Source organism: Crystallibacter permensis, from assembly GCF_025960875.1.
Taxonomy (GTDB): Bacteria; Actinomycetota; Actinomycetes; order Actinomycetales; family Micrococcaceae; genus Crystallibacter; species Crystallibacter permensis.
In genome coordinates this window covers 110,038-135,846 of record NZ_JAODLR010000004.1, presented here as the reverse complement: position 1 = coordinate 135,846, position 25,809 = coordinate 110,038, and the positions used below count along the sequence as shown (strand labels likewise).

Genomic DNA, 25,809 nt, shown 5'->3' with positions numbered 1-25,809 from the left:
GACCGGCACCCGATGAGGCGGCGCTTGGCTTATTTGGCGGTGCCGAGGAAGTCCTGCAGTCGGCCGATGCCGGTGGCCAGGTCCTCGTCGCCGAGGGCGTAGGAGAGCCGCACGAAGCCGGACGGGCCGAAAGCTTCACCGGGAACGATGGCTACTTCCACCTTGTCCAGCACCAGTGAAGCCAGTTCGGCCGAGGTAGACGGGCGGACGCCGTCGATCTCCTTGCCCAGCAGCCCGCGGACATCCGCGTATGCGTAGAAGGCACCCTTCGGCGTCGGGCATTCGATGCCTTCGATGGCATTGAGGCCGTCGACCATGGCCTTGCGGCGGCGGTCGAACGCGACCTTCATCTCGTCGACGGCGGTCAGCGGCCCGGAGACGGCGGCCAGCGCTGCCATTTGCGAGACGTTCGCGACGTTGGAGGTGGCGTGGGACTGCATGTTGGTGGCGGCCTTGATGACATCCTTCGGGCCGATCATCCAGCCCACCCGCCAGCCGGTCATGGCATAGGTCTTGGCCACACCGTTCAGGATGACCACCTTGTCTCCGAGCTCTGGAGCTGCCGTGGCAATGGAAGTGAACGGCACGCCGTCGTACGTGAGGTGTTCGTAGATTTCGTCGGTAATGACCCAGAGGCCCTTGGACGCGGCCCACCGGCCGATTTCCGCAACCTGCTCCGGCGAGTACACGGCGCCGGTGGGGTTGGACGGCGAAACAAACAGCAGGACTTTGGTGTTCTCGGTCACCGCTGCTTCGAGCTGGTCGATGTTCACCAGGTAGCCCTGTTCGGGACCGGCGAAAATCTCCACCGGGACACCACCTGCCAGCCGGATTGCTTCCGGGTAGGTGGTCCAGTACGGCGTCGGCACCAGAACCTCGTCGCCCGGATCCAGCAGGGTGGCGAAGGATTCGTAGACGGCCTGCTTGCCGCCGTTGGTGACCAGCACCTGGGCGGGATCAATCTGGTAGCCCGAGTCCCGCATCGTCTTCTCGGCAATGGCCTGCTTCAGTTCCGGAAGCCCGCCGGCGGGGGAGTAGCGGTGGAACCGCGGCTCGCGGGCGGCCTTCACAGCGGCTTCCACCACGTAGTCCGGGGTGGGGAAGTCCGGCTCGCCCGCGCCGAAGCCGATAACCGGCCGCCCGGCCGCCTTCAGTGCCTTGGCTTTTGCGTCAACAGCCAGGGTGGCGGATTCGGCGATGGAGGCTATGCGCTGTGAGATGCGCGCGTTGGCAGGCATTGATTTCCCGTCTTTGAGGCGTCAGAACAAATGGTCCACGGCCCAGTTTAGGGGCTTGCCCCGCGGCCTGTCCTGCCTTGGAGCGGGAAATGCGTCCAGATGAACGCCCGCGGAGCTTTCGGTTTAATGACGACGACGGAAATGTTGCATAATGGAGAGTCGCTTAGTGAAGGCGGCCTGAGGGCTGGTTCGACGTGAGGGTTTCCCTGACGTAGACTTAGACCTCGGTGTTGAAAAACGCCATGATGGTTTGTGCCCGTATTTCGGATGCTTACGTCGTGGATTCAACACATAGGGTAGTGGCGCAATTGGTAGCGCAGCGGTCTCCAAAACCGCAGGTTGCAGGTTCGAGTCCTGTCTGCCCTGCGCATAACCGTCTTGGACGGGAAGCAGCAGTTCAGCAATCCAAAGTATGAAGCTAGCGGCGTTGCCGGCCTCCGCCGGCGGGCCGTGTACCGGACTAGATGAGTGAGGCACAGGTTGACCGAAACGGCTGCCAACAGCTCCAAGGGACGCCCCTCAGGCAGGAAGTCCGACAAGCGCGGATTCTTCGGCAAGATCGTCCTTTTTGTCCGCCAGGTAATCGGTGAGCTGAAAAAGGTCGTCACACCCACCCGCAAGGAACTGCTGAATTACACCCTCGTGGTGATCGCGTTCGTGGTCATCATGATGCTGATCGTGACAGTTTTGGATCTGGCTTTCGGCCAGGGCTCGCTCTACATCTTCGGTGACGGAGCGCCCGAACGGTAGCGTCTTTGCTCAGGATTCTGCCGTGTGCACCGGAGACGGCAACGCGCCGGGCCTGAGAATCAGGCGCCATTGAATCAACAGAGCTGAAGAAGAAAGCAGGAAGCTAAGTGTCCGAGCAGGAACTCGAGTCGCAGACCACCGAGGAAACCGCTGATCTGGAAGCCGAGGATCAGGCTACTGAGACCGGTGCCGATCAGGCACCGGCTTCCGACGTTCCCGGGGAAGTTTCCGAGGAAACGGAACCGGCCGACGAAGCAACCGTTGAAACAGCAGCGGCCGAAGGCGACGAGCTGGCCGAAGCTGACGAGCCGGCAGATGCCGACGCAGCAGGAGAAGACGAATCTTCCGCCGAGGAGCCCGCCGCAGCCCCTGAAGAGGACCCGGTCGAGGCGTTCCGTGCCAAGCTGCGCCGCCAGGAGGGTGACTGGTACGTCATCCACTCGTACGCCGGCTACGAAAACCGTGTGAAGGTCAATCTGGAGACCCGTATCCAGACCCTGAACATGGAGGACTACATCTTCGAGATCCAGGTCCCCATGGAAGAGGTCGTGGAGATCAAGAACACCACGCGCAAGATCGTCAACCGCGTGCGCATCCCCGGCTACGTGCTGGTGCGCATGGAACTGACTGACGCTTCGTGGGGCGCCGTCCGACACACTCCCGGTGTGACAGGCTTTGTTGGCAACGCCCACAACCCGGTTCCGCTGAGCCTGAACGAAGTGTTCTCCATGCTGGAGCACACCGTCACCGCGGGCAAGACTGAGGGCGGCAAGCCCGGCAAGGCCGCACAGCCTTCGGCGCCGATCACCGTGGACTTCGAGGTCGGCGAATCGGTTACAGTCAACGACGGTCCGTTCGAAACCCTTCCGGCGACGATCTCCGAGATCAAGCCGGAATCACAGCAGCTGGTGGTGCTGGTGACCATCTTCGAGCGCGAGACCCCGGTTACGCTCTCGTTCAACCAGGTCACGAAGATCCAGTAGTCAAGACTTCGCGTAGCCCGGCCCGCTTTAGCCGGACCTGCGCGGGCGGCCGCCACGCCATGGCGGCCAAACCACCGTCGGCACGCTCCTGTGTCTGCGGTACGTAAATTAGAGAAGGACCCGATATGGCCCCGAAGAAAAAGGTCACCGGCCTCATCAAGCTGCAGATCCAGGCAGGCGCCGCCAACCCGGCACCGCCGATTGGTCCGGCACTTGGTCAGCACGGTGTCAACATCATGGAATTCTGCAAGGCGTACAACGCCGCAACGGAAGCCCAGCGCGGCAATGTGATCCCGGTTGAAATCACGGTTTACGAAGACCGTTCCTTCACCTTCATCACCAAGACTCCGCCGGCTGCAGAGCTGATCAAGAAGGCTGCTGGCGTGCAGAAGGGTTCCGCAACCCCGCACACCACCAAGGTAGCCAAGCTGACCAAGGCTCAGGTTGAAGAGATCGCCTCCACCAAGATGGATGACCTCAACGCCAACGACATCGCGGCTGCTGCCAAGATCATCGCCGGCACCGCCCGCTCCATGGGCATCACCGTCGAGGGCTAATTCCCCTAGGCATAACCGCTGAACGGCTGCAGGTTTTCCACGGCTGTGAAGCAAACAAGACAAAACTAAAGAACGACGGCGCCGAAACGTCACCTTTTCAAGGTGGCAACGCCGTCGTAGTGGCAGGGCCGGGCGCGGTCCGCAGACCACAACTGCACAAGGAGAAAAAGCAGATGGCAAAGCGCAGCAAAGCATATGAGGCAGCTGTAGCCAAGATCGAGGCGGACAAGCAGTACGCCCCGATCGAGGCAATCACCCTGGCGAAGGAAAGCAATCCTTCCAAGTTCGACGCCACCGTTGAGGTTGCACTGCGCCTCAGCGTCGACCCCCGTAAGGCTGACCAGATGGTCCGCGGTACGGTCAACCTGCCGCACGGCACCGGTAAGACCGCCCGCGTCCTGGTTTTCGCCACCGGTGACAAGGCTGAAGCCGCAATCGCGGCCGGCGCCGACTTCGTTGGCTCCGATGACCTGATCGAAAAGATCCAGGGCGGCTGGACCGACTTCGACGCCGCCGTGGCAACCCCGGACCTGATGGGCAAGGTTGGACGCCTCGGTAAGGTCCTCGGCCCGCGTAACCTGATGCCGAACCCGAAGACCGGCACCGTGACCCCGGACGTGGCCAAGGCTGTCAACGACATCAAGGGCGGCAAGATCGACTTCCGCGTCGACAAGCACGCCAACCTTCACTTCATCATCGGCAAGGTGTCCTTCGACACCAACAAGCTGGTGGAGAACTACGCAGCCGCACTGGAAGAGGTGCTTCGCCTGAAGCCGTCCGCTTCCAAGGGCCGCTACATCTCGAAGGCCACCGTGGCGACCACCTTCGGCCCGGGCATCTCCATGGACCCGAACGTCACCAAGGTTTCCATCGAAGCCTAAGGAAGTATTCCTTTTCGGATCTTCCGCAACAGAACGGCCCAGCATCGCGCTGCGGCCGTTCTGTTCTTTTAAGCGGCGTTGACCCGGCCGCGGGTGCCCGCATGCGGGAGGGATTTAGGCGCCAGCAAGCGGTCAAAGACGAGCCCCGTTGCCTGGGCCTGGACATAGATGTCGACGACGTCCACGGCCCAGTCCTGTGCGCTCCATTCGGACGGCCTGGAGAAACCCGACAGCGATCCGCCCAGCAACCCGCCCGCGTACACCACGGCGAAGACGGTATTAATGGCCTTCTGGCCGCGCAGCCCCAGTGCTGCGGCGGTGCCGTAAGCTGCGCCCCACATGGCTCCGATGGCGAAATGCGCACTATAGTTCAGCAGCTTGCGTCCGCGGATGGACTCGACTTTCGCCGGCAGGAACTTCTCTGCGAGTTCCGCCGGCGCGTAACTGTCCGGGCGACCGGTGAGCGGCATTTCGACCAGCTCCTGGAACGCTGTCATCACCGCGGTTCCCGCCATTCCTGCCAGCATGCCTCGGCCGATGAATGCCGCAGCCCGTTTTCCAGCGTGTCCGCTCAAGAGTTCCATAGTGCATGGTAGGGCCGTTGAGGGGCGGCAGGGAAAGGCTTTCAGTAAATCGGACATGCCGGTCCGCTGGCATCGAATCAGGCGAGCGGGTAATCTGATTGGGGAATATCAATCACTTGAGCGAGGAACGCCATGTCGACGACGTCGATCACCATACAACCTATCCGCATCCCCGCCTCGTTGGAGTCTCGGTATGCTGAGGATTTCGTTGCCTCCTCGGAGCTGTCGAACCTGGTGACCGGCCTGCTGTGGGGCAATAACGACCTGTGGGTCAGTCCTGCCGTGCGGCTGGAGGGCGCCCGCCCCAACGATTACGAGCAGTCGTTGCTGTGGGCGGCCAAGGACGGGGACAGGCACGTTGGCCGTGCCGTCCTGGAAATGACGAAGCAGGACAACTTGCGCAGCGCCTACGTCCACGTCATGGTCCATCCAGGCTTCCGCAGGCAGGGGATCGCGCGCGAGCTGCTGCGGACTGCTGAAGCCTCGGCCCAAGACCACGGCAGAAGGGTGCTGCAGTCATACAGTGAGCACCCGTCGGACTTTGACCCGGACGCGGCGGACGTCCTGCGGCCGAGGACAGGTACAGGCTCGCTGCCAGGCAATTCGGCGGCCGTCCGCTTCGCCCAGTCCCATGGATATGAGTTGGAGCAGGTGGAGCGCTTCAGCGTACTTGGGTTGCCGGCGGACGCCGCCAAGGTTGAGTCTCTGGAGGCGCAGGCGGCTGCGAAGGCGGCGGGGTACCGGCTGCTGGTCTGGGAAGATACTTGCCCGGAGGAATTCGTCGACCAGTATGCCTTGCTGCGACAGAGAATGAGCACAGACGTGCCGTTGGGCGAGATCGATTACGAGGAGGAGGCCTGGGACCGCGCGAGGGTCCGCCAAGGGGAAGAGGAACTCCGGCGAAAAGGTGCCCATACCCTTGTCGTCGCAGCCCTGCATCTGCAGAGCGGGGAACTTGCCGGACATACTTTTCTGGAATGCTACCCGGAGAAGCCGGACGTCGTTTACCAGGAGGACACTTTGGTCCTGCATGCCCACCGCGGTCGTAGCCTGGGCATGCTCATGAAAGCGCATAATCTGCTGCGGGTCGGCGAGCTCTGGCCTGAAGGTCAGCGGTTGCTGACCTGGAACGCGGCCGAGAACGAGCACATGCTCGCCATCAATGTTGCCCTTGGTTTTGTCCCCGCCGGGTATGAGGCGGCGTGGCAGAAAAGACTGGGCGACCGGGCCTGACGGAGTACGCCGCTAGGGCTGAAGCCGGCAGCTCCCAAGCATCGGCTTAACCCCTCGTCATTATTCGGTTGTGCGGAAGCTATGGCTTTAGTCACATTCGTTTCGTAGGGTGAACCCATGGCAGCCGGACCGATCAAACCTGGAACCGATGGCAGCGCTTCCGACGCGATGTTGGCAGTGGGGCGGTTTTTTACCCGCTGGGACCAAAGCGACGACGGACGCGCGGTGTACCGAGAAGGCGGGCGGAAGGGTGATGTTTTCTACCGCGACCGCTGGAGCCACGACAAGGTAGTCCGCTCCACCCACGGGGTGAACTGCACGGGGTCGTGCTCCTGGAAGGTGTATGTCAAAGACGGCATCATCACGTGGGAGTCGCAGCAAACGGACTACCCGTCCGTCGGCAATGACCGCCCCGAATACGAGCCGCGAGGTTGTCCCCGCGGCGCGGCCTTCTCCTGGTACACCTACTCGCCCACCCGCGTGCGCTACCCGTATGCCCGCGGGGTGTTGCTGGAGTTGTATCGCGAAGCGAAGTCACGGCTGAAGGATCCGGTCCTGGCTTGGGCCGATGTTGTCGGGGATCCGGTGCGGCGGAAGAAGTACCAGCAGGCCCGGGGCAAGGGCGGGCTGGTCCGGGTGTCGTGGCAGGAATCCATCGAGATGGCTGCCGCCGCGCACGTCCACACCATCAAGACGTACGGACCGGACCGGTGTGCAGGTTTTTCGCCCATTCCGGCCATGTCCATGGTCAGCCACGCGGTGGGGACGCGGTTCATCCAGTTGATCGGCGGGGTCATGACCTCGTTCTACGACTGGTACGCGGATCTGCCCGTGGCCAGCCCGCAGGTCTTCGGTGACCAGACGGACGTGCCCGAATCCGGCGACTGGTGGGATTCCACCTACCTGATGATGTGGGGCTCCAATGTGCCGGTCACCCGGACTCCGGATGCGCACTGGATGGCGGAGGTCCGCTACCGGGGCACCAAGGTGGTTACGGTCAGCCCGGACTATGCGGACAACACCAAGTTTGCGGATGACTGGCTGCCCGCCCAGGCCGGCACTGATGCAGCACTCGCCATGGCGATGGGGCACGTGATTCTCAAGGAATTTTTCGTTGAGCGTCACGTGCCTTTTTTCACGGACTACGTCAAGCAGTACACGGATCTGCCGTTCCTGATCACGCTCACGCCCTCGCCGGACGGCTCGTCGCTGGTGCCTGGCAAGTTCCTGACCTCGGCTGACCTGCCGGAACTGGCCGGCAGCGAGGACGCCGAGTGGAAGACGGTGCTGCTGGACGAGGTCACGGATAAACCGGTCGTCCCCAACGGATCGATGGGCTTCCGCTACAGCGAGTCCGGCACGGGCAAATGGAATCTGGAACTCGGCGACGTCAAACCCCGGCTCAGCCTGTACGAGTCCGGTGGTGAGAATGCCGAGGTCCAGTTGCCGTGCTTCGAAGCGCCGGACGGCTCCGGTTCCGTGCTGCGCCGCGGCGTGCCGGTGCGCCGGATCGGCGACAAACTGGTCACCACCGTCTTCGACCTGATGCTTGCCCAGTACGGTGTCGGCCGCGACGGCCTGCCGGGAGAATGGGCAGGGGAGTACGACGACGGCGCCACGCCTTACACTCCGGCGTGGCAGGAAGCGATTACGTCCGTACCGGCCAAGATGTGCATCAAGATCGCGCGGGAGTTCGCCCGGAACGCTGAGCAGTCCGGCGGCCGGTCCATGATCATCATGGGTGCCGGAATCTGCCAGTGGTTCCACGGCGACGCGACCTACCGGTCCATCCTGTCACTGCTCCTGCTCACCGGTTCGATGGGCCGCAACGGCGGCGGCTGGGCCCATTACGTCGGGCAGGAAAAGACCCGCCCGATTACCGGCTGGGTATCTTTGGCCAATGCACTGGACTGGTCGCGCCCGCCGCGGACAATGACCGGTACCTCGTACTGGTACATGCACACCGGCCAGTGGCGCAATGACGGTTACTCCGCGGACTCACTGAACTCACCGCTGGCCGAGGGCCACCTCAAGGGCATGCATACGGCGGACACCATCTCCAAGTCCGCGCGGCTGGGCTGGATGCCGTTCTATCCCCAGTTCGACAAAAGCCCGCTGGACCTGGCAACCGAAGCGGAGCAGGCGGTAGAGGACGGACAGGCCGCCAATGCCGCGGCCTACGTGGCCAACCAGTTGCAAGAGGGGACACTCAACCCTGCCGTCGAAGACGTGGACGCACCGCAGAACTGGCCGCGGACGCTGATGCTGTGGCGCTCAAACCTCATGGGCTCATCGGCAAAGGGGAACGAGTATTTCCTGAAGAACCTGCTGGGCACCCACCACAATGTCATGGGCAACGCCGCCGAAGCGTCGATGACACGCCCCGAGGAAGTCAAATGGCACGAGGAAACTCCCGAGGGCAAGCTGGACCTGCTCGTCTCCGCCGACTTCAGGATGACGTCGACCACGCTGCTCTCCGACATCGTGTTCCCCGCCGCCACCTGGTACGAGAAGCACGATCTGTCCTCCACGGACATGCATCCGTTTGTCCACGCTTTTACCCCTGCCATCGATCCACCGTGGGAGGCCAAATCCGATTTTGAAATGTTCCACCAGTTGGCGGAAGAGTTCTCCCGCCAGGCGAAGACCCACCTCGGAGTGCGCAAGGACCTGGTCAGCGTCCCGTTGCAGCATGACACCGCAGGACAGATAGCCCAGCCGGGGGGAGTGGTCCGGGACTGGCGGGACGGGACCACCCCTGCCGTACCGGGCAAAACCATGCCCGTCTTCACCGTCGTCGAACGCGATTACACGGCCATTGCGGACAAGATGGCCGCCGTCGGTCCGCTGGCGGACAAGCTGGGCTTTACCGTCAAGAACATCAACTACAAGCTGGACCATGCCTTGGACTGGCTCGCCAAGAAGAACGGGGTGATGCTCGGCGGTTCGGCGGACGGGCGGCCGGCCATCGAAACCGATGCTAAATTCGCGGAAGCCATTCTGACGTTCTCCGGTACCACCAATGGCGAACTGGCAGTCCACGGGTTCCGGGAGCTGGAGAAACAGACGGGCCGTGAACTGGTTGACCTGGCCCTAGGATCAGAAGAGAAGCACATTACCTTTGCGGACACACAATCCGCGCCGGTGCCCGTGATTACCTCGCCGGAATGGTCCGGTTCCGAAACCGGTGGCCGCCGCTACGCGCCGTTCACCACGAATATCGAACGGCTCAAGCCCTTCCACACGCTCACCGGCAGGATGCACTTCTTCCTTGACCATGACTGGATGCGGGATCTCGGCGAGGCATTGCCAATCTACCGGCCGCCGCTGGACATGCACCGGCTGTTCGGCGAGCCACGCCTTGGCCAGGACGGATCGGCCGAGATCACGGTCAGGTACCTGACCCCGCACAACAAATGGTCCATCCACTCGGAGTACCAGGACAACCTGTTCATGCTCTCGCTTTCCCGCGGCGGGCCAACCTGCTGGATCAGCAAGGAAGACGCCGCGGCCATCAACGTCACGGACAACGACTGGATCGAGTGCGTCAACGCCAACGGCGTCTATGTCTGCCGGGCCATCGTCAGCCACCGGATGCCCGCGGGCGTGGTGTTCGTGCACCATGCCCAGGAACGGACCATCGATGTGCCGAAGTCGGAGGCCACGGGCCGCCGCGGCGGTATCCATAACTCCAATACGCGGCTGCTGGTCAAGCCTACGCATCTCATCGGGGGATACGCCCAGCTGGCTTATGCCTTCAACTACCTTGGCCCCACCGGAAACCAGCGGGACATGGTCACGACAATCCGCAAGCGCTCGCAGGAGGTCAGGTACTGATGAAAGTCATGGCTCAAGTAGGCATGGTGATGAACCTCGACAAATGCATCGGTTGCCACACCTGCTCGGTGACCTGCAAACAGGCTTGGACCAACCGGGCCGGCACCGAGTACGTCTGGTTCAACAATGTTGAGACCCGGCCGGGGCAGGGCTATCCGCGCCGCTACGAGGACCAGGAGAAATGGCGTGGCGGCTGGGAACTGAACCGGCGGGGACGCCTCAAACTCAAGGGCGGCGGCCGGCTCAAGAAGCTCTTCGGAATCTTTGCCAGCCCCGTCCAGCCGGAGCTGGACGACTACTACGAGCCCTGGACCTACGATTACGAAACGCTCACCGATGCCCCGCTTGGGGACGACTTTCCGGTGGCCAGACCCAAGTCGCTTATCACCGGCAAAGACATGAAGGTTGAATGGTCTGCCAACTGGGACGACAATCTGGGCGGCACCTCGGAGCTGGGCCATCTGGATCCCATCGTCGAGAAGATCCGCAAGGAGTCCGAGGACAAGATCAAGTTCGAGTTCGAGCAGACGTTCATGTTTTATCTGCCCCGGATCTGCGAACACTGCCTTAACCCGTCCTGCATGGCTTCCTGCCCGTCCGGAGCCATCTATAAGCGCGAAGAAGACGGCATCGTCCTGGTGGATCAGGACCGTTGCCGCGGCTGGCGGCAGTGCATCACGGGCTGCCCGTACAAAAAGATGTATTTCAACCACAAGACCGGCAAAGCCGAAAAGTGTACGTTCTGCTACCCGCGCATCGAGGTGGGCATCCCGACCGTCTGCTCCGAAACCTGTGTGGGACGCCTGCGCTACATCGGGATCTTCCTCTACGACGCGGACCGGGTTACCGAGGCCGCGTCTATCGAGGATGAGAAGGAGTTGTACCAGGCACAGCTGGACCTCATGCTGGATCCCGATGATCCGGAAGTGATCGCCGGAGCCCGCGCTGAGGGCATCCCGGAGGACTGGATGGACGCTGCGCGGCGCTCGCCGGTCTACAAGATGGCCAAGGTTTACAAGGTCGCGCTGCCGCTCCATCCGGAGTACCGCACCATGCCGATGGTTTGGTATGTGCCGCCGCTGTCTCCGGTTGTCGATCTGCTGAGCGAGCAGGGCCATGATGCTGAGGACGCCGGGAACCTGTTCGGAGCCATCGAATCGCTGCGCATCCCGGTTGAATATCTGGCGGAGCTCTTCACCGCCGGGGACACTGAGATCGTCACCGGTGTACTCCGCAAGCTTGCCGCCATGCGTTCCTTCATGCGCGGGATCAGCCTGGGCAACGATCCGGACGATTCAATACCGGAAGCCGTGGGCATGGAACCGGAGGCTATGTACGAGATGTACAGGCTGATGGCGATTGCCAAATACAACGAACGCTACGTCATCCCCAAGGCCCACGTTGAACAGGCGCACAATCTCGAAGAGATGGGCTGCTCCCTGGATTTCGACGACGGACCGGGCATGTATCCCTCCGATCCCTTCGGTGAAGCCAGCGGCAAGCCCACACCCGTAGCGGTGGAGAACTTCTACGCACTGAAACAACGGCAGACCACCGATGGCCAGACGGAACCAGGGGAGTTGCGGGGAAGGGTCAACCTGCTTAACTGGGACGGCCGGGGCGTCCCGCGGGGGCTGTTCCCAAAAACCGAGGACAATCCGCAAATGTCACCTGACTCTCCTGCCCATGGCGGTGGCGCAGCAGGTCCGGGGCCGGACTATGGAGGGCCCAGTTCCCAAGCCGGACCGAGCGGAAACCCGCTGGAGAGCCAACCACCCCGGGAGCCATGATGCAGCGGCAACGAGTAACCTACCTGGCCGCATCCTGGTGCCTGGGGTACCCGGATGAGGAATTGCTGGAACGGATGCCCCTCATTCGGTCCGCGCTGGCTGAGTTCAATGGGCTTAATGGCTCGTTCGACGACGTCCTGAACGCACTTACTGCCAAACCGCTCGCCGAAGTGCAGGCCTGGTACGTCCAGGAGTTTGACCTCAGCAAGAGGCACGCCCTGCACCTTTCCTACTGGACCGACGGCGATACGCGCCGCCGCGGTGAGGTCCTGATTGGCTTCAAGCAGGTCTACCGGGACAGCGGAATGCTGGTCAATACACACGGCGAACTGCCCGACTACCTGCCGATGGTCCTGGAATTCGCGGCAACGGTGGACATGGCAGCCGGGCGGGAACTGCTGATCCAGTACCGGCCGAGTCTCGAAATGCTGCGCCTGGCGCTGGTCGACGACAACCTCCCGTACGCACAGGTCCTGCAAGCTATCTGCGATACCCTGCCGGGCGCCTCGCCGACTGACCGGCAGGAAGTGATGAAGATGGCTGGCTACGGCCCGCCCACTGAAAGTGTGGGTCTGGAACCGTATGATCCCCGTTTGCTTCCGATGCAGGGAGGGCAATGATGGATATTCTGCTCTGGGGCGTGCTGCCCTATGTCATGGTCGCCATCTTGGTCGGCGGCAGTATCTGGCGCTACAAATATGACCAGTTCGGCTGGACCACGCGCTCCTCGCAGCTCTACGAGTCGAAGCTGCTGCGCATCGGCTCGCCGATTTTCCATTTCGGTATCTTGGCGGTCATCGCCGGGCACTTCTTCGGCTTGGTTATTCCGAAGTCCTGGACCGAAGCGGTCGGCATGAGCCAGGACTTCTACCACTTCAATGCACTGTTTGTCGGCGGCATCGCTGGCATCGGCACATTGGGCGGCATCATCCTTTTGATCATCCGCCGCCGCACTACGGGCCCTGTCTTCATGGCCACTACGAAGAACGACAAGCTCATGTATGTGGTGCTGGTAGCGGCGATAGTGTTCGGACTGTGGACAACGCTGGCCAGCGTCTTCCTAGGCGACCACGGCCACAACTACCGCGAAACCGTCTCGCCGTGGTTCCGGTCCCTGTTCATCTTGCAGCCTGACATCGCGTCAATGGCCGCCGCTCCGTTCTCCTTCCACCTCCACACCCTGGTGGGCATGCTGCTGTTCTGCATCTGGCCGTTCACCCGGCTGGTGCACGCTTTCACCGCACCCCTGCACTATCTGTTCCGGCCCTACATCGTCTACCGCAGCCGCGATGTCGGCCCGGCCCCCGGAAGCCGGGCACGCCTGCCGGGCTGGCAACCGGTAGGCACCCGGGACCGCGACCGGAAGTAGAAAGGACCTCCGGTGGAAAAAGGCGCTCCGGGCCAGACCCGCAACCTTGTCCTTGCCACTCTCGCCTCGGTCATGGCCTTCTGGGCCTGGACCATTATCGCCCCGCTCAGTGCGAGCTACACCCAGCAAATGGACTTGAGCTCCACGCAGACGTCCATCGTCGTCGCGATGCCGGTCTTCGTCGGTTCGCTGGGCCGCATTGTCATGGGAGCGCTGACAGACCGCTTTGGCGGACGAGTGATGTTCACGGCGGTCCTGGTGGCTACGGCGCCGGCAATCTTGCTGGTCGCGCTGGCCGGTGTCCTGCAGTCCTACCTGCTGCTGGTCATTTTCGCCTTCCTGCTCGGCGTGGCAGGCACGATCTTCGCCGTCGGTATTCCCTTTGTCAGTCCCTGGTTCGAGGCGTCACGACGTGGCTTTGCTACCGGCGTGTTCGGTGCGGGCATGGGCGGCACGGCGCTGGCCGCGTTTCTGACCCCGCGCCTGGTGGGCTGGATCGGCTACTTTCCCACGCACCTGCTGGTCGCGGTCCTGCTGGTGGCGATGGCCGCCGTCGTATGGTTCTTCCTGCGTGAAGCCCCGGGCTGGACACCGAATACGAAACCTGTTGTGCCCAAGCTGCTGGCAGCCGCCAAGCTTAAGGTGACCTGGCAGATGTGCTTCCTTTATGCCGTGGTCTTCGGCGGCTTTGTCTCGTTCAGCAACTACCTGCCGACCTACCTGCGGGACATCTACGAGATGGACCCCACGGGAGCAGGCACGCGCACGGCCGGGTTCGCGCTGGCGGCCGTGCTGGCGCGGCCGGTAGGCGGCATCCTCGCCGACAAGATCGGGTCCAAGCCCGTTGTGCTGGTCTCGCTGGCTGCGGTGGCGGTACTGGCATTCGTCGTCAACCTGCGGCCCGACGGCGAAATCCCAGCAGGCCTGACATTCCTGGGCATGGCCTTTGCCCTCGGGCTGGGCACCGGAGGTGTCTTTGCCTGGGTCGGCACCAGTTCCCCGCCCGAACGGGTAGGGTCCGTAACCGGTATTGTGAGCGCGGCCGGCGGACTGGGCGGCTACTTCCCGCCGCTGGTCATGGGCGCCACGTACAACGCGGAGGACAACAGCTATGCCATCGGGCTGCTCCTGCTCGCGGCAACGGCCTTGGTAGCGCTGCTGTACACCTGGCTCTACCTGAAGCGGCAGCCGTCCCGGAAGGTATCCGCGCCCGAGACTGCGTAACAGGTACGGTGCGGCGGTAACGGCACGCCATGCGGCAGCAATCACAGCGAGGTGGCAGGAACGGTCGATTTGGTCGTGGTCACCCCTTCGCGTAGGCTTGAACTACCAAAGACCGTCGGTCGTTGATTTCCCCTAAGAATTCAACCGAAAGTCCCATGCCTGGGACGGCCTGCGCAGGTGAACGAAGCAATCCTCCATTTCCGGTGCTGCCGGATATGTGAAGGCCAAGCCCCGTGCATCTGCCCGGGGCGTTTTTTATGCGTGCGACCCGAACCACCGGCACTATTCCCCGGAAGGAGGGTTATGGCAACGCCAAACAAGGTGGCAGCAGTTGAAGAGATCACCACTGATTTCAAAGAATCCAACGCTGCAGTCCTAACCGAATACCGCGGGCTTACCGTTGCACAGCTCAAGGAACTGCGTGTTTCTCTCGGCCAGGAGACCAAGTTCTCTGTCGTCAAGAACACCCTGACTGGCATTGCAGCCAAGGAAGCCGGCATCGATGCATTCGATAACCAGCTCTCCGGACCCACTGCTATCGCCTTCATCAAGGGTGACGCTGTTGCAGCCGCAAAGTCCCTGACGGATTTCGCAAAGTCCAACCCGCAGCTCGTCATCAAGACCGGTTTCTTCGAGGGCAAAGCCCTGGATGCACCCGGTGTTGCAGCGCTGGCCGCACTCGAGTCCCGTGAGTTCCAGTTGGCACGTGTTGCCGGCGTCCTCAAGGCTCCGATGGCTGCCCTGGCCCGCACTGTCGAGGCACTGCGCGTCAAGCAGGAGGAGGAGAACGGCGGTGCGGCAGACACTGCTGCTGCCGAAGCTCCGGCCGCAGAAGCACCTGCTGCTGAAGAAGCTCCCGCTGCCGAGGCAACCGAGGCTCCGGCCGAGGCTGCTGCCGAAGAGAAGTAAGACTCTCTTCCCAATCCAAAACTCTTGGTGCGCGGCCAATGCGCTGAACACCACCTATAGGAAGGACGCCAATCATGGCGAAGCTCACCAACGAAGAGCTCATTGAAGCTTTCAAGGAACTGTCCATCATCGAGCTCTCCGACTTCGTGAAGCTCTTCGAAGAGACCTTCGACGTCACGGCTGCTGCCGTTGCCGTTGCCGGCCCCGCTGCCGGTGGCGCCGCTGAGGCTGCTGAAGAGCAGACCGAATTCGACGTCATTCTCGAAGCTGCTGGCGACAAGAAGATCGCAGTGATCAAGGAAGTTCGCGCCCTGACTTCGCTGGGTCTGAAGGAAGCCAAGGACGTTGTCGACAGCGCTCCGAAGGCTGTTCTCGAAGGTGCAACCAAGGAAGCTGCCGACAAGGCCAAGGAAGCTCTCGAAGCTGCCGGTGCCACCGTCACCGTCAAGTAAGCTTTCCGCAACATCCAAAAGAGCCCCGCACTCAGGTGCGGGGCTCTTTTGTGTGCTCTGGCGGAATGCCGTGGCGTTATTCCGGGTCGCTGATGTCCGCGACGGTAGCATCCAGTGCCTTGATCAGGGCATCTGAATCCACAAAAGCCGAGTAGCCGTGCTCCCCGGCGCCCATGGAGATGCGCCGGCCGGTGATCGCGGCATCTGCATAGACCGGCCAGGCCGTGGTGCTGCCCAGCGGCGTGATGGTGCCACGCTGGTAGCCGGTGGCCTCGAAGGCGACGTCGGCAGCAGGCATGGACAGCTTGTTCACCCCGATCAGGGCACGCAGCTTCGGCCAGGAGATCTGCCGGTCACCGGGAATCAAGGCGAACAGGAACGTGCCGTCCTTGTGCTTTACCACGAGGGACTTGACGATGTCCGCCGGTGCGATCCCGAGCAGCTGCGCCGCCTCCACCAGGCTCCGAGCAGCCGGGCGTGGGATCAGTTCCACGTCCAGCCCTCGGTCGCCCGCGTCGGCCAGGAACCTGTCCTTGCCGGCAGCGATGTCAGCCACAGGCCTACTCCTCGTCGCGGTACAGCAGCAGTGCCTCGCCCTGCCCTCCGCCGCCGCACAGCGAAACGGCAGCCTTGCCCTGCCCACGGCGCTTGAGCTCATGGGCCGCATGCAGCGCCAGCCGTGCGCCGGAAGCGCCGATCGGGTGTCCGAGTGCGATGGCCCCGCCATGGAGATTGCACTTCTCCAGCGGGTAATCCAGGTCCTTCAGGGACTGCACGGCAACGGAGCCGAAGGCCTCGTTGATTTCGATGAAGTCGAGATCCGAAGTGCTCCAGCCGGCGCGCTTCAGGGCCTGGGCAATGGCGTTGGACGGCTGTGAATGCAGGGTGGTGTCCGGTCCGGCCACTTGACCCGGTTTGCCGACGACGGCGAGCCACTCGAGTCCGTTGTCCTCGGCATAGCCGCGGGTCGCCAGCACGACGGCGGCTGCGCCGTCGGAAAGCGGTGAAGAGTTGCCCGCCGTGATGGTGCCGTCCTTGTCGAAGGCCGGCCTCAGCGGTGCCAGCGATTCCACCGTGGTCTGCGGGCGGATGCCTTCGTCCTTGGTCAGTACCAGGTCATCGCCCTTGCGTTGGGGGACAGTGACCGGGACGATCTCCGCAGCGAACACACCGGACTCGGTGGCAGCGGCGGCGCGCTGGTGCGATGCCGCGGCAACCTCGTCCTGGGCGGTGCGGTCGATCGCAAGTTCGGCATTCCGCCGTTCCGTCGAGGCGCCCATGGATTCGTGGTCGAAAGCATCGGTCAGTCCGTCATGGGCCACCGAGTCGACGACGTTGATGTTGCCGTAGGTCCAGCCCTGCCGGGAACCGGGGAGGACGTGCGGTCCGTTGGTCATGGACTCCTGGCCGCCGGCAACCACTACCTCTGCCTCGCCGGCGCGGATCAAGCGGGCTGCATCGGTGACCGCCGCCAGGCCGGAGAGGCACACCTTGTTGATGGTCACGGTGGGGACGTCCCAGCCGATGCCCGCTCCGATGGCGCTCTGGCGGGCGGGATTCTGCCCGGCGCCGGCCTGGATTACCTGCCCCATGATGACCGAGTCGACGTTCTCCGCCGGCACGCCGGAGCGCTCGAGGGCCGCCGCGATGGCCTTGCTACCGAGTTCGACGGCGCTGAAACCTGCCAGCTGTCCGTTGAGCCGGCCCTGCGGAGTGCGGGCGCCGCCGAGAATTACCACGTCGTTTCTGTTACCTGACACTGTCCTGTGCTCGCTTTCATCCTTGAAATAGCTGTTCCCGACAGGCTACAGTTAGCTGGCGCGGGAGTTCGATAAGGTTCCAATCTGTGGAACGCGGCAACAGCCGCAGATGTTCCGCAGGATGGCTGCCGCAGGATAAGCAGGGAAGCTGCTGCAGGCGAAGCCGCGCGGAAGACAGGCGCTCCGTTGGCAGGGGAGCAGGGCCGGGGCCGGAGATTACGATTCGGCTTCCGCCGCCCGACACGCCGGATGCAGTTCACCGGCACGGACAGGCAAGGGGATAGTCTGCCTGCTGGACAATTTAGGGGCCGTGGCGTAGAGTATAAATCTGCGTCTTCCCTCTTAACCTTCAGCCTTCATATAGCGGTGGGCTTTGCCACGCCTTCCTGTATTTAACAGGAATTCGGGCGGGCCTGGATCATATAGCGGATCCGGTCTGGTTGTGCTTGGCATCTCATGATGCCGGTAGTGCGGAAGCGCGTACAAGCCTGAAGGTCTGTGGAAGGATCCCTCTCTTGGTCGCCTCGAGCACCTCTAATACTGATACCGCTAACAGCCTGCTTGACGCTTCATCGAACGATGGCGCCACCCGCAGGATCTCATTCGCTAAGATTCACGAACCTCTGGACGTTCCCAATCTTCTCGCCCTGCAGACCCACAGCTTCGATTGGCTGATCGGCAACGAGCGCTGGAAGACCCGCCTTCAGCAGGCGCTGGCCGAAGGCCAGAAGGGCATGGCCACCACGTCGGGTCTGGCGGACATCTTCGAAGAGATCTCCCCGATCGAGGACTTCCAGGGCACCATGTCCCTGAGCTTCTCCGAGCCGGAGTTCGCTGATCCGAAGTACACGATGGCGGAGTGCAAGGACCGCGACGCCACCTATTCCGCTCCGCTGTACGTCAAGGCGGAGTTCATGAACAACAACACGGGCGAAATCAAGCAGCAGACCGTGTTCATGGGCGACTTCCCGCTGATGACCGACAAGGGCACCTTCGTCATCAACGGCACCGAGCGTGTTGTCGTCTCCCAGCTGGTCCGTTCCCCGGGCGCCTACTTCGAGCGTTCCGCCGACAAGACCAGTGACAAGGACATCTTCACCGCCAAGATCATCCCGTCCCGCGGTGCCTGGTTCGAGCTGGAGATCGATAAGCGCGACCAGGTCGGCGTACGCCTCGACCGCAAGCGCAAGCAGTCCGTTACCGTCCTGCTGAAGGCTCTCGGCTGGACCGAAGGCCAGATCCTGGAGACCTTCGGCGAGTACGACTCCATCCGCGCCACGCTGGAGAAGGACACCACCGAGACCCAGGAAGACGCACTCCTGGACATCTACCGCAAGCTCCGTCCGGGCGAGCCGCCCACGGTGGAAGCTGCCCAGTCCCTGCTGGACAACCTCTACTTCAACCCGAAGCGCTACGATCTGGCCAAGGTTGGCCGCTACAAGATCAACCGCAAGCTGGGCATCGACAAGCCGCTGGATGATCCGGACGCATCAGTCCTGAACAATGACGACATCGTCGCCATGATCAAGTTCCTCGTTGCCCTGCACGCCGGCGATAAGTCCATCGCAGGCAAGCGCGACGGCGAGGACCACGAGATCCGCGTCGAGGTCGACGACATCGACCACTTCGGCAACCGCCGTATCCGCGCCGTCGGTGAACTGATCGAGAACCAGGTCCGCACCGGCCTTTCCCGTATGGAGCGCGTCGTCCGCGAGCGGATGACCACCCAGGACGTGGAGGCCATCACTCCGCAGACCCTGATCAACATCCGTCCCGTTGTGGCAGCTATCAAGGAGTTCTTCGGAACCTCCCAGCTGTCCCAGTTCATGGACCAGAACAACCCGCTCGCCGGCCTGACGCACAAGCGCCGTCTGTCCGCGCTGGGCCCGGGCGGTCTGTCCCGTGACCGTGCAGGCATGGAAGTCCGTGACGTCCACCCGTCGCACTACGGACGTATGTGTCCCATCGAAACCCCTGAAGGCCCGAACATCGGCCTGATCGGTTCGCTGGCTTCCTACGGCCGCATCAACGCTTTCGGCTTCATCGAAACTCCGTACCGCAAGGTCGTGGAGGGCCTGGTCACGGACCAGATCGATTACCTGACTGCAGACGACGAGATCGAGTGCGTCATCGCCCAGGCCAACGCGCCGCTGGACGAAGACAACCGCTTCTCCGAAGAACTGGTCCTCTGCCGCGAACGCGGTGGCGGTGGCGAGCCGATCCTGACCGAGCCGGCCGAGATCGACTACATGGACGTTTCCCCGCGCCAGATGGTGTCCGTGGCAACCGCCCTGATCCCGTTCCTCGAGCATGACGATGCCAACCGTGCCCTCATGGGTGCGAACATGCAGCGCCAGGCTGTGCCGCTGCTGCGTTCGGAGGCTCCGCTGGTTGGTACCGGCATGGAGCGCTACGCCGCTGTTGACGCCGGTGACTCCGTGGTTGCCGCCAAGGCCGGTGTGGTCACCGAGGTTTCGGCTGACATGGTCACCACCTTGAACGACGACGGCACCGAAACGCACTACCCGATCATGAAGTTCGCGCGCTCCAACCAAGGCAACGCCTACAACCAGCGTGTGCTGGTGGCCGAAGGCCAGCGGGTTGAGGTCCAGAGCATCATCGCCGACGGTCCCTCCACGGACCAGGGCGAACTGGCCCTGGGCAAGAACCTGCTCGTTGCGTTCATGTCCTGGGAAGGCCACAACTACGAGGATGCGATCATCCTGAGCCAGCGCATCGTCTCCGACGACGTGCTGACCTCCATCCACATCGAGGAGCACGAGGTTGACGCCCGCGACACCAAGCTTGGTGCCGAGGAAATCACCCGCGACATCCCCAACGTGAGCGAAGAGGTCCTCTCCCAGCTGGACGAGCGCGGCATCATCCACATCGGTGCCGAGGTCGAAGCAGGAGACATCCTGGTTGGCCGTGTGACCCCGAAGGGTGAAACCGAGCTGACCCCGGAAGAGCGTCTGCTGCGCGCCATCTTCGGTGAGAAGTCCCGCGAAGTCCGCGACACCTCGCTGAAGGTTCCGCACGGCGAGTCCGGTACGGTCATCGGCGTGCGCATCTTCGAGCGCGACAACGACGACGAACTGCCCCCGGGCGTGAACCAGCTGGTCCGCGTCTACGTGGCACAGAAGCGTAAGATCACCGACGGCGACAAGCTCGCCGGCCGCCACGGCAACAAGGGCGTCATCTCCAAGATCCTGCCGATCGAGGACATGCCGTTCATGGAAGACGGCACCCCGGTCGACATCGTCCTGAACCCGCTGGGTGTTCCGGGCCGTATGAACGTCGGCCAGGTACTGGAAATCCACCTTGGCTGGGCCGCCAAGCAGGGCTGGACCATCGAAGGGGACCCGGAATGGGTCAAGAACCTGCCGAATCTGCCCCGCGAGAGCGGTTCCACCACGGTCGCCACCCCGGTGTTCGACGGTGCTTCCGAGTACGAGATCACCGGCCTGCTGGACTCGACCAACAAGACCCGCGACGACGAACGTCTGATCGGTTCTTCCGGCAAGGCGCGTCTGTTCGACGGCCGTTCCGGCGAGCCGTTCCCGGACCCGATCGCCGTGGGCTACATGTACATCCTGAAGCTGCACCACCTTGTCGATGACAAGATCCACGCACGCTCCACCGGTCCGTACTCCATGATCACCCAGCAGCCGCTTGGTGGTAAGGCCCAGTTCGGTGGCCAGCGCTTCGGTGAGATGGAAGTGTGGGCCCTGGAAGCCTACGGTGCCGCGTACACCCTGCAGGAACTCCTGACCATCAAGTCCGATGACATCCACGGCCGCGTCAAGGTCTACGAAGCCATCGTCAAGGGCGAGAACATCCCCGAACCGGGTGTTCCGGAGTCCTTCAAGGTCTTGATCAAGGAAATGCAGTCGCTGTGCCTGAACGTGGAAGTCCTTTCCACCGACGGCACCACGATTGAAATGCGTGACTCGGATGAAGAAGTCTTCCGGGCCGCGGAGGAACTGGGTATCGATCTGTCCCGTGCAGAGCCCAGCTCCGTCGAAGAGGTCTAGATGAGCGGGCTGGCACGGAACCTTCGGAACCCGTGCCGGCTGCCGCCGTCGTACCTCTTTCCGTACCCGACACAAGACATTCAGATTTAGAGAACAAGAGAGAACAGGGACCATATGTCCAGCGAATCCTCCTTCGGCCTCATGCGAATTGGCCTTGCCACCGCGGATGAAATCCGCGACTGGTCTTACGGCGAGGTCAAGAAGCCGGAAACCATCAACTACCGCACCCTCAAGCCCGAGAAGGACGGACTCTTCTGCGAGAAGATCTTCGGCCCGTCCCGGGACTGGGAATGCTACTGCGGTAAGTACAAGCGCGTGCGTTTCAAGGGCATCATCTGTGAGCGTTGTGGCGTTGAGGTCACCCGCGCCAAGGTACGCCGTGAGCGCATGGGCCACATCGAACTGGCCGCACCTGTCACGCACATCTGGTACTTCAAGGGCGTGCCCTCCCGTCTGGGCTACCTCCTTGACCTGGCACCGAAGGACCTCGAAAAGGTCATCTACTTCGCCGCCTACATGATCACCAGCGTGGACGAAGAGCGCCGCCACGAAGAACTGCCGAACCTGCAGGCCGAACACGACCTGGAGAAGAAGCAGCTCTCCGACACCCGCGACTCGGACATCGCCGCGATCGCCCGCGATCTGGAAGACGAGCTTGCCCGTCTCGAGGGCGAAGGCGCCAAGGCACCCGAGAAGAAGAAGGCCCGCGACTCTGCCGACCGCCAGATGGCCAACGTCCGCAAGCGTGCGGATGCCGACATCGAGCGTCTCGAGCAGGTCTGGGACCGCTTCAAGAACCTCAAGGTCGCCGACCTCGAAGGTGACGAAGGCCTGTACCGCGAACTGCGCGACCGCTACGGTCTGTACTTCGAGGGCTCCATGGGTGCAGAGTCGATCAAGAAGCGTCTGGAAACCTTCGACATGGTTGCCGAAGCAGAGTCACTGCGCGACACCATCAAGAACGGCAAGGGCCAGCGCAAGACGCGTGCCCTGAAGCGCCTGAAGGTTGTCAACGCGTTCCTGACCACCACCAACAGCCCGCTGGGCATGGTGCTGGACGCCGTCCCGGTGATCCCGCCGGAACTGCGCCCGATGGTCCAGCTCGACGGTGGCCGTTTCGCCACCTCGGACCTGAACGACCTGTACCGCCGCGTGATCAACCGCAACAACCGCCTGAAGCGCCTGCTGGATCTCGGTGCCCCCGAGATCATCGTGAACAACGAAAAGCGCATGCTCCAGGAAGCTGTTGACTCGCTGTTCGACAACGGCCGCCGCGGCCGTCCGGTCACCGGACCGGGCAACCGTCCGCTGAAGTCGCTGTCCGACATGCTCAAGGGCAAGCAGGGACGTTTCCGTCAGAACCTGCTGGGTAAGCGTGTTGACTACTCCGGCCGTTCCGTCATTGTTGTTGGCCCGCAGCTGAAGCTGCACCAGTGTGGTCTGCCCAAGCAGATGGCGCTGGAGCTCTTCAAGCCGTTCGTGATGAAGCGCCTGGTTGACCTCAACCACGCGCAGAACATCAAGAGCGCCAAGCGCATGGTGGAGCGTTACCGTCCGCAGGTTTGGGACGTGCTCGAAGAGATCATCACCGAGCACCCCGTCCTGCTGAACCGTGCACCAACCCTGCACCGCTTGGGCATCCAGGCCTTCGAGCCGCAGCTCGTTGAAGGTAAGGCTCTCCAGCTGCACCCGCTGGTTTGTGGCGCGTTCAACGCTGACTTCGACGGCGACCAGATGGCAGTCCACCTGCCGCTGAGCCCCGAAGCCCAGGCTGAAGCCCGCATCCTGATGCTGTCCTCGAACAACATCCTGAAGCCGTCGGACGGCCGTCCGGTCACCCTGCCCTCGCAGGATATGATCATCGGTCTGCACCACCTGACGACCAAGCGCGAAGGTTCCGCCGGCGAAGGCCGTGTGTTCACCTCGCCGGCCGAGGCCATCATGGCGTTCGACGCCGGGGCGCTGCACCTGAACTCCGTGGTCAAGATCCGGATCTCCTCCGGGTACGTGCCCAGCGTGGACCAGCCGGCTCCGGAAGGTTGGGAAGACGGCCAGCCTGTGCTCCTCGAGACATCGCTGGGCCAGGTCATCTTCAACCAGACGCTGCCTGATGACTACCCCTGGGTAGAGAAGGTTGCCGACAAGGGCCAGCTCTCCACGATCGTCAACGACCTGGCCGAGCGCTACCCGAAGGTTGTTACCGCGGCAACGCTGGACAACCTCAAGGACGCCGGTTTCTACTGGGCTACCCGCTCCGGTGTGACTGTGGCTATCTCCGATATCGAGGCGCCGGCCGAGAAGGCCGCCATTATGGAGGGCTACGAAACGCAGGCTGCCAAGGTGGAGTCCCAGTACGGCAAGGGCCTGATTGCGGATGACGAGCGCCGCCAGGAACTGATCGACATCTGGAACAAGGCCACCAACGAGGTTGCCGACGCGATGCGCAAGAACATGACCAAGGAGAACACCATCAACCGCATGGTGTCCTCGGGTGCACGTGGTAACTGGCTGCAGGTCCGCCAGATTGCCGGTATCCGTGGTCTGGTGGCGAACCCGAAGGGTGAAATCATCCCGCGGCCGATCAAGTCCTCCTACCGTGAGGGCCTGTCGGTTCTGGAATACTTCATCGCCACCCACGGTGCCCGTAAGGGTCTTGCCGATACCGCTCTGCGTACCGCCAACTCGGGTTACCTGACCCGTCGTCTGGTGGACGTGTCCCAGGACGTCATCGTCCGCGAAGAGGACTGCGGTACCGAGCGCGGCCTGAACACCCCGATTGCAGTAGCGGACGCCAACGGCGAGCTGCACCTGCATGAGGACGTGGAGAACTCGGCGTACGCACGTACCCTTGCCACCGACGTCGTAGACGCCGACGGCAAGGTACTGGCAGCAGGCGGTTCCGACGTGGGCGACGTGCTCATCCGCGAGCTGTTCAACGCCGGCATCACCGACATCAAGGTCCGCTCCGTACTCACCTGTGAGTCCGCCGTCGGTACCTGTGCACAGTGTTACGGCCGCTCCCTGGCCACGGGTAAGACCGTGGACATCGGCGAGGCCGTCGGCATCATCGCGGCACAGTCCATCGGTGAGCCCGGTACCCAGCTGACCATGCGTACCTTCCACACCGGTGGTGTTGCCTCTGCAGGCGATATCACCCAGGGTTTGCCGCGTATCCAGGAGCTCTTCGAAGCACGTACCCCCAAGGGTGTCGCTCCGATCTCCGAGGTTGCCGGCCGTGTCACCATCGAGGATGGGGAGCGCCAGATGCGCCTCATCGTCACTCCGGATGACGGCTCCGAGGAAATCGCCTACCCGGTGCTGCGCCGTGCGCGTCTGCTGGTCGAAGACGGCCAGCACGTCGAGGTCGGCCAGCAGCTGGTGGTCGGTGCCATCGACCCGAAGCAGGTTCTGCGTATCCTCGGCCCGCGCCAGGCACAGAAGTTCCTGGTAGACGAGGTCCAGCTGGTGTACCGCAGCCAGGGTGTTGGTATCCACGACAAGCACGTCGAGGTTATCGTCCGCCAGATGCTTCGCCGCGTGACCGTCATCGAATCCGGTGAAACGGATCTGCTGCCGGGCGAACTGGCAGAGCGCAGCCGCTTCCAGAAGGAGAACCGCAAGGCGGTATCCGAGGGCAAGACCCCGGCCAACGGCCGTGACGAGCTCATGGGTATCACCAAGGCCTCCTTGGCGACCGAGTCGTGGCTGTCCGCGGCTTCCTTCCAGGAGACCACCCGCGTCCTGACGCAGGCGGCCATGGAAGGCAAGTCGGATCCGCTGCTGGGTCTGAAGGAGAACGTCATCATCGGTAAGCTGATCCCGGCCGGTACCGGCCTGGACCGCTACAACAACGTCACCGTTGAACCGACTGAGGAAGCAAAGGCCAACCTGTTCACCGGCCCGAGCGCGTTCAGCGACTTCGATTACCCCGGTGTCGACGGCGGTCTGACCCCTGAGTTCCACGCCATCCCGCTGGATGACTACGACATGGGCAACGACTACCGCTAGGAACCGGACCCGGGCGTGACCGCATTGCCGCCAACCCGGGGCCCTCTAGGCACGTAGCAACAGAACACCCCTTGTACCCGGAAACGGGCGCAAGGGGTGTTCTGCGTTAATCGCGGAGCCGCTTCCTGGTTTTGGGGCCAGTGGTCTTCTGGGCCGTGGCTCTTGAACGCGAGATCGTTCCGTGGCTCCGAGATCGTCCC

Annotated in this window: 18 protein-coding genes and 1 tRNA gene; 15 read left to right on the top strand and 4 right to left on the bottom strand. The window is 62.8% G+C overall.

Going from position 1 to position 25,809, the window contains the following annotated elements; translation table 11 throughout:
* Positions 1-29 precede the first annotated feature (29 nt).
* Positions 30-1,238, bottom strand: a complete 1,209-nt coding sequence (locus B0G38_RS06465; RefSeq protein ID WP_264668668.1) for a pyridoxal phosphate-dependent aminotransferase — start codon at positions 1,236-1,238, stop codon at positions 30-32.
* 293 nt (positions 1,239-1,531) lie between these two features.
* Between B0G38_RS06465 and B0G38_RS06460 the strand changes: the two genes are divergently transcribed.
* From B0G38_RS06460 to rplA, 5 genes are all read left to right on the top strand, one after another.
* Positions 1,532-1,604, top strand: a tRNA-Trp gene (locus B0G38_RS06460).
* Between the two features lie 114 nt (positions 1,605-1,718).
* A complete protein-coding gene (gene secE, locus B0G38_RS06455) occupies positions 1,719-1,988 on the top strand; it encodes a preprotein translocase subunit SecE (protein ID WP_083339782.1) in 270 nt (89 codons plus the stop codon).
* Between the two features lie 107 nt (positions 1,989-2,095).
* Positions 2,096-2,971 (top strand): transcription termination/antitermination protein NusG, encoded by an 876-nt coding sequence (gene nusG / locus B0G38_RS06450; RefSeq protein ID WP_264668667.1) that lies wholly within the window; start codon positions 2,096-2,098, stop codon positions 2,969-2,971.
* 125 nt (positions 2,972-3,096) lie between these two features.
* Entirely contained in the window at positions 3,097-3,528 is a 432-nt protein-coding gene (gene rplK / locus B0G38_RS06445; protein WP_169993291.1) for a 50S ribosomal protein L11, read from the top strand.
* A 173-nt stretch (positions 3,529-3,701) separates the two neighbouring features.
* The gene (gene rplA / locus B0G38_RS06440) at positions 3,702-4,409 is read left to right on the top strand and encodes a 50S ribosomal protein L1 (protein ID WP_169993289.1); all 708 of its coding nucleotides are present in this window, start codon (positions 3,702-3,704) and stop codon (positions 4,407-4,409) included.
* 68 nt (positions 4,410-4,477) lie between these two features.
* On the opposite strand, the gene B0G38_RS06435 is transcribed toward rplA, so the two are convergent.
* Positions 4,478-4,984, bottom strand: a complete 507-nt coding sequence (locus B0G38_RS06435) for a hypothetical protein (RefSeq protein WP_264668666.1) — start codon at positions 4,982-4,984, stop codon at positions 4,478-4,480.
* Positions 4,985-5,125: 141 nt separating this feature from the next.
* Between B0G38_RS06435 and B0G38_RS06430 the strand changes: the two genes are divergently transcribed.
* The 8 genes from B0G38_RS06430 (at position 5,126) to rplL (ending at position 15,807) form a co-directional block, all read left to right on the top strand.
* On the top strand, positions 5,126-6,226 hold the full coding sequence (locus B0G38_RS06430; RefSeq protein ID WP_264668665.1) for a GNAT family N-acetyltransferase: 1,101 nt from the start codon (positions 5,126-5,128) through the stop codon (positions 6,224-6,226).
* A gap of 117 nt (positions 6,227-6,343) precedes the next feature.
* Positions 6,344-10,063, top strand: a complete 3,720-nt coding sequence (locus B0G38_RS06425) for a nitrate reductase subunit alpha (protein WP_264668664.1) — start codon at positions 6,344-6,346, stop codon at positions 10,061-10,063.
* The gene (gene narH / locus B0G38_RS06420) at positions 10,063-11,853 is read left to right on the top strand and encodes a nitrate reductase subunit beta (RefSeq protein ID WP_264668663.1); all 1,791 of its coding nucleotides are present in this window, start codon (positions 10,063-10,065) and stop codon (positions 11,851-11,853) included. Before B0G38_RS06425 ends, narH begins: the two co-directional genes overlap by 1 nt.
* Complete coding sequence (gene narJ, locus B0G38_RS06415; RefSeq protein WP_264668662.1) at positions 11,850-12,473, top strand: nitrate reductase molybdenum cofactor assembly chaperone; 624 nt, start codon at positions 11,850-11,852, stop codon at positions 12,471-12,473. The genes narH and narJ overlap by 4 nt, the downstream gene beginning before the upstream one ends.
* Positions 12,470-13,222: a respiratory nitrate reductase subunit gamma gene (gene narI, locus B0G38_RS06410; RefSeq protein ID WP_264668661.1), complete on the top strand. Its 753-nt coding sequence runs from the start codon at positions 12,470-12,472 to the stop codon at positions 13,220-13,222. Before narJ ends, narI begins: the two co-directional genes overlap by 4 nt.
* A 12-nt stretch (positions 13,223-13,234) precedes the next feature.
* Entirely contained in the window at positions 13,235-14,446 is a 1,212-nt protein-coding gene (locus tag B0G38_RS06405; protein WP_413542037.1) for an MFS transporter, read from the top strand.
* A 303-nt stretch (positions 14,447-14,749) separates the two neighbouring features.
* Positions 14,750-15,355, top strand: coding sequence for a 50S ribosomal protein L10 (rplJ, locus tag B0G38_RS06400; protein ID WP_264668660.1), 606 nt, complete (start codon positions 14,750-14,752; stop codon positions 15,353-15,355).
* A 74-nt stretch (positions 15,356-15,429) separates the two neighbouring features.
* Entirely contained in the window at positions 15,430-15,807 is a 378-nt protein-coding gene (rplL, locus tag B0G38_RS06395) for a 50S ribosomal protein L7/L12 (protein ID WP_074701263.1), read from the top strand.
* A gap of 76 nt (positions 15,808-15,883) precedes the next feature.
* Here the strand turns inward: rplL and B0G38_RS06390 are convergent, their stop codons facing one another.
* A complete protein-coding gene (locus tag B0G38_RS06390) occupies positions 15,884-16,363 on the bottom strand; it encodes an aminoacyl-tRNA deacylase (protein ID WP_264668659.1) in 480 nt (159 codons plus the stop codon).
* A 4-nt stretch (positions 16,364-16,367) separates the two neighbouring features.
* On the bottom strand, positions 16,368-17,567 hold the full coding sequence (locus B0G38_RS06385; RefSeq protein ID WP_264668658.1) for an acetyl-CoA C-acetyltransferase: 1,200 nt from the start codon (positions 17,565-17,567) through the stop codon (positions 16,368-16,370).
* A gap of 515 nt (positions 17,568-18,082) precedes the next feature.
* Between B0G38_RS06385 and rpoB the strand changes: the two genes are divergently transcribed.
* Entirely contained in the window at positions 18,083-21,601 is a 3,519-nt protein-coding gene (gene rpoB, locus B0G38_RS06380; protein WP_264668657.1) for a DNA-directed RNA polymerase subunit beta, read from the top strand.
* Positions 21,602-21,715: 114 nt separating this feature from the next.
* Complete coding sequence (locus B0G38_RS06375; protein WP_264668656.1) at positions 21,716-25,609, top strand: DNA-directed RNA polymerase subunit beta'; 3,894 nt, start codon at positions 21,716-21,718, stop codon at positions 25,607-25,609.
* Positions 25,610-25,809 lie beyond the last annotated feature (200 nt).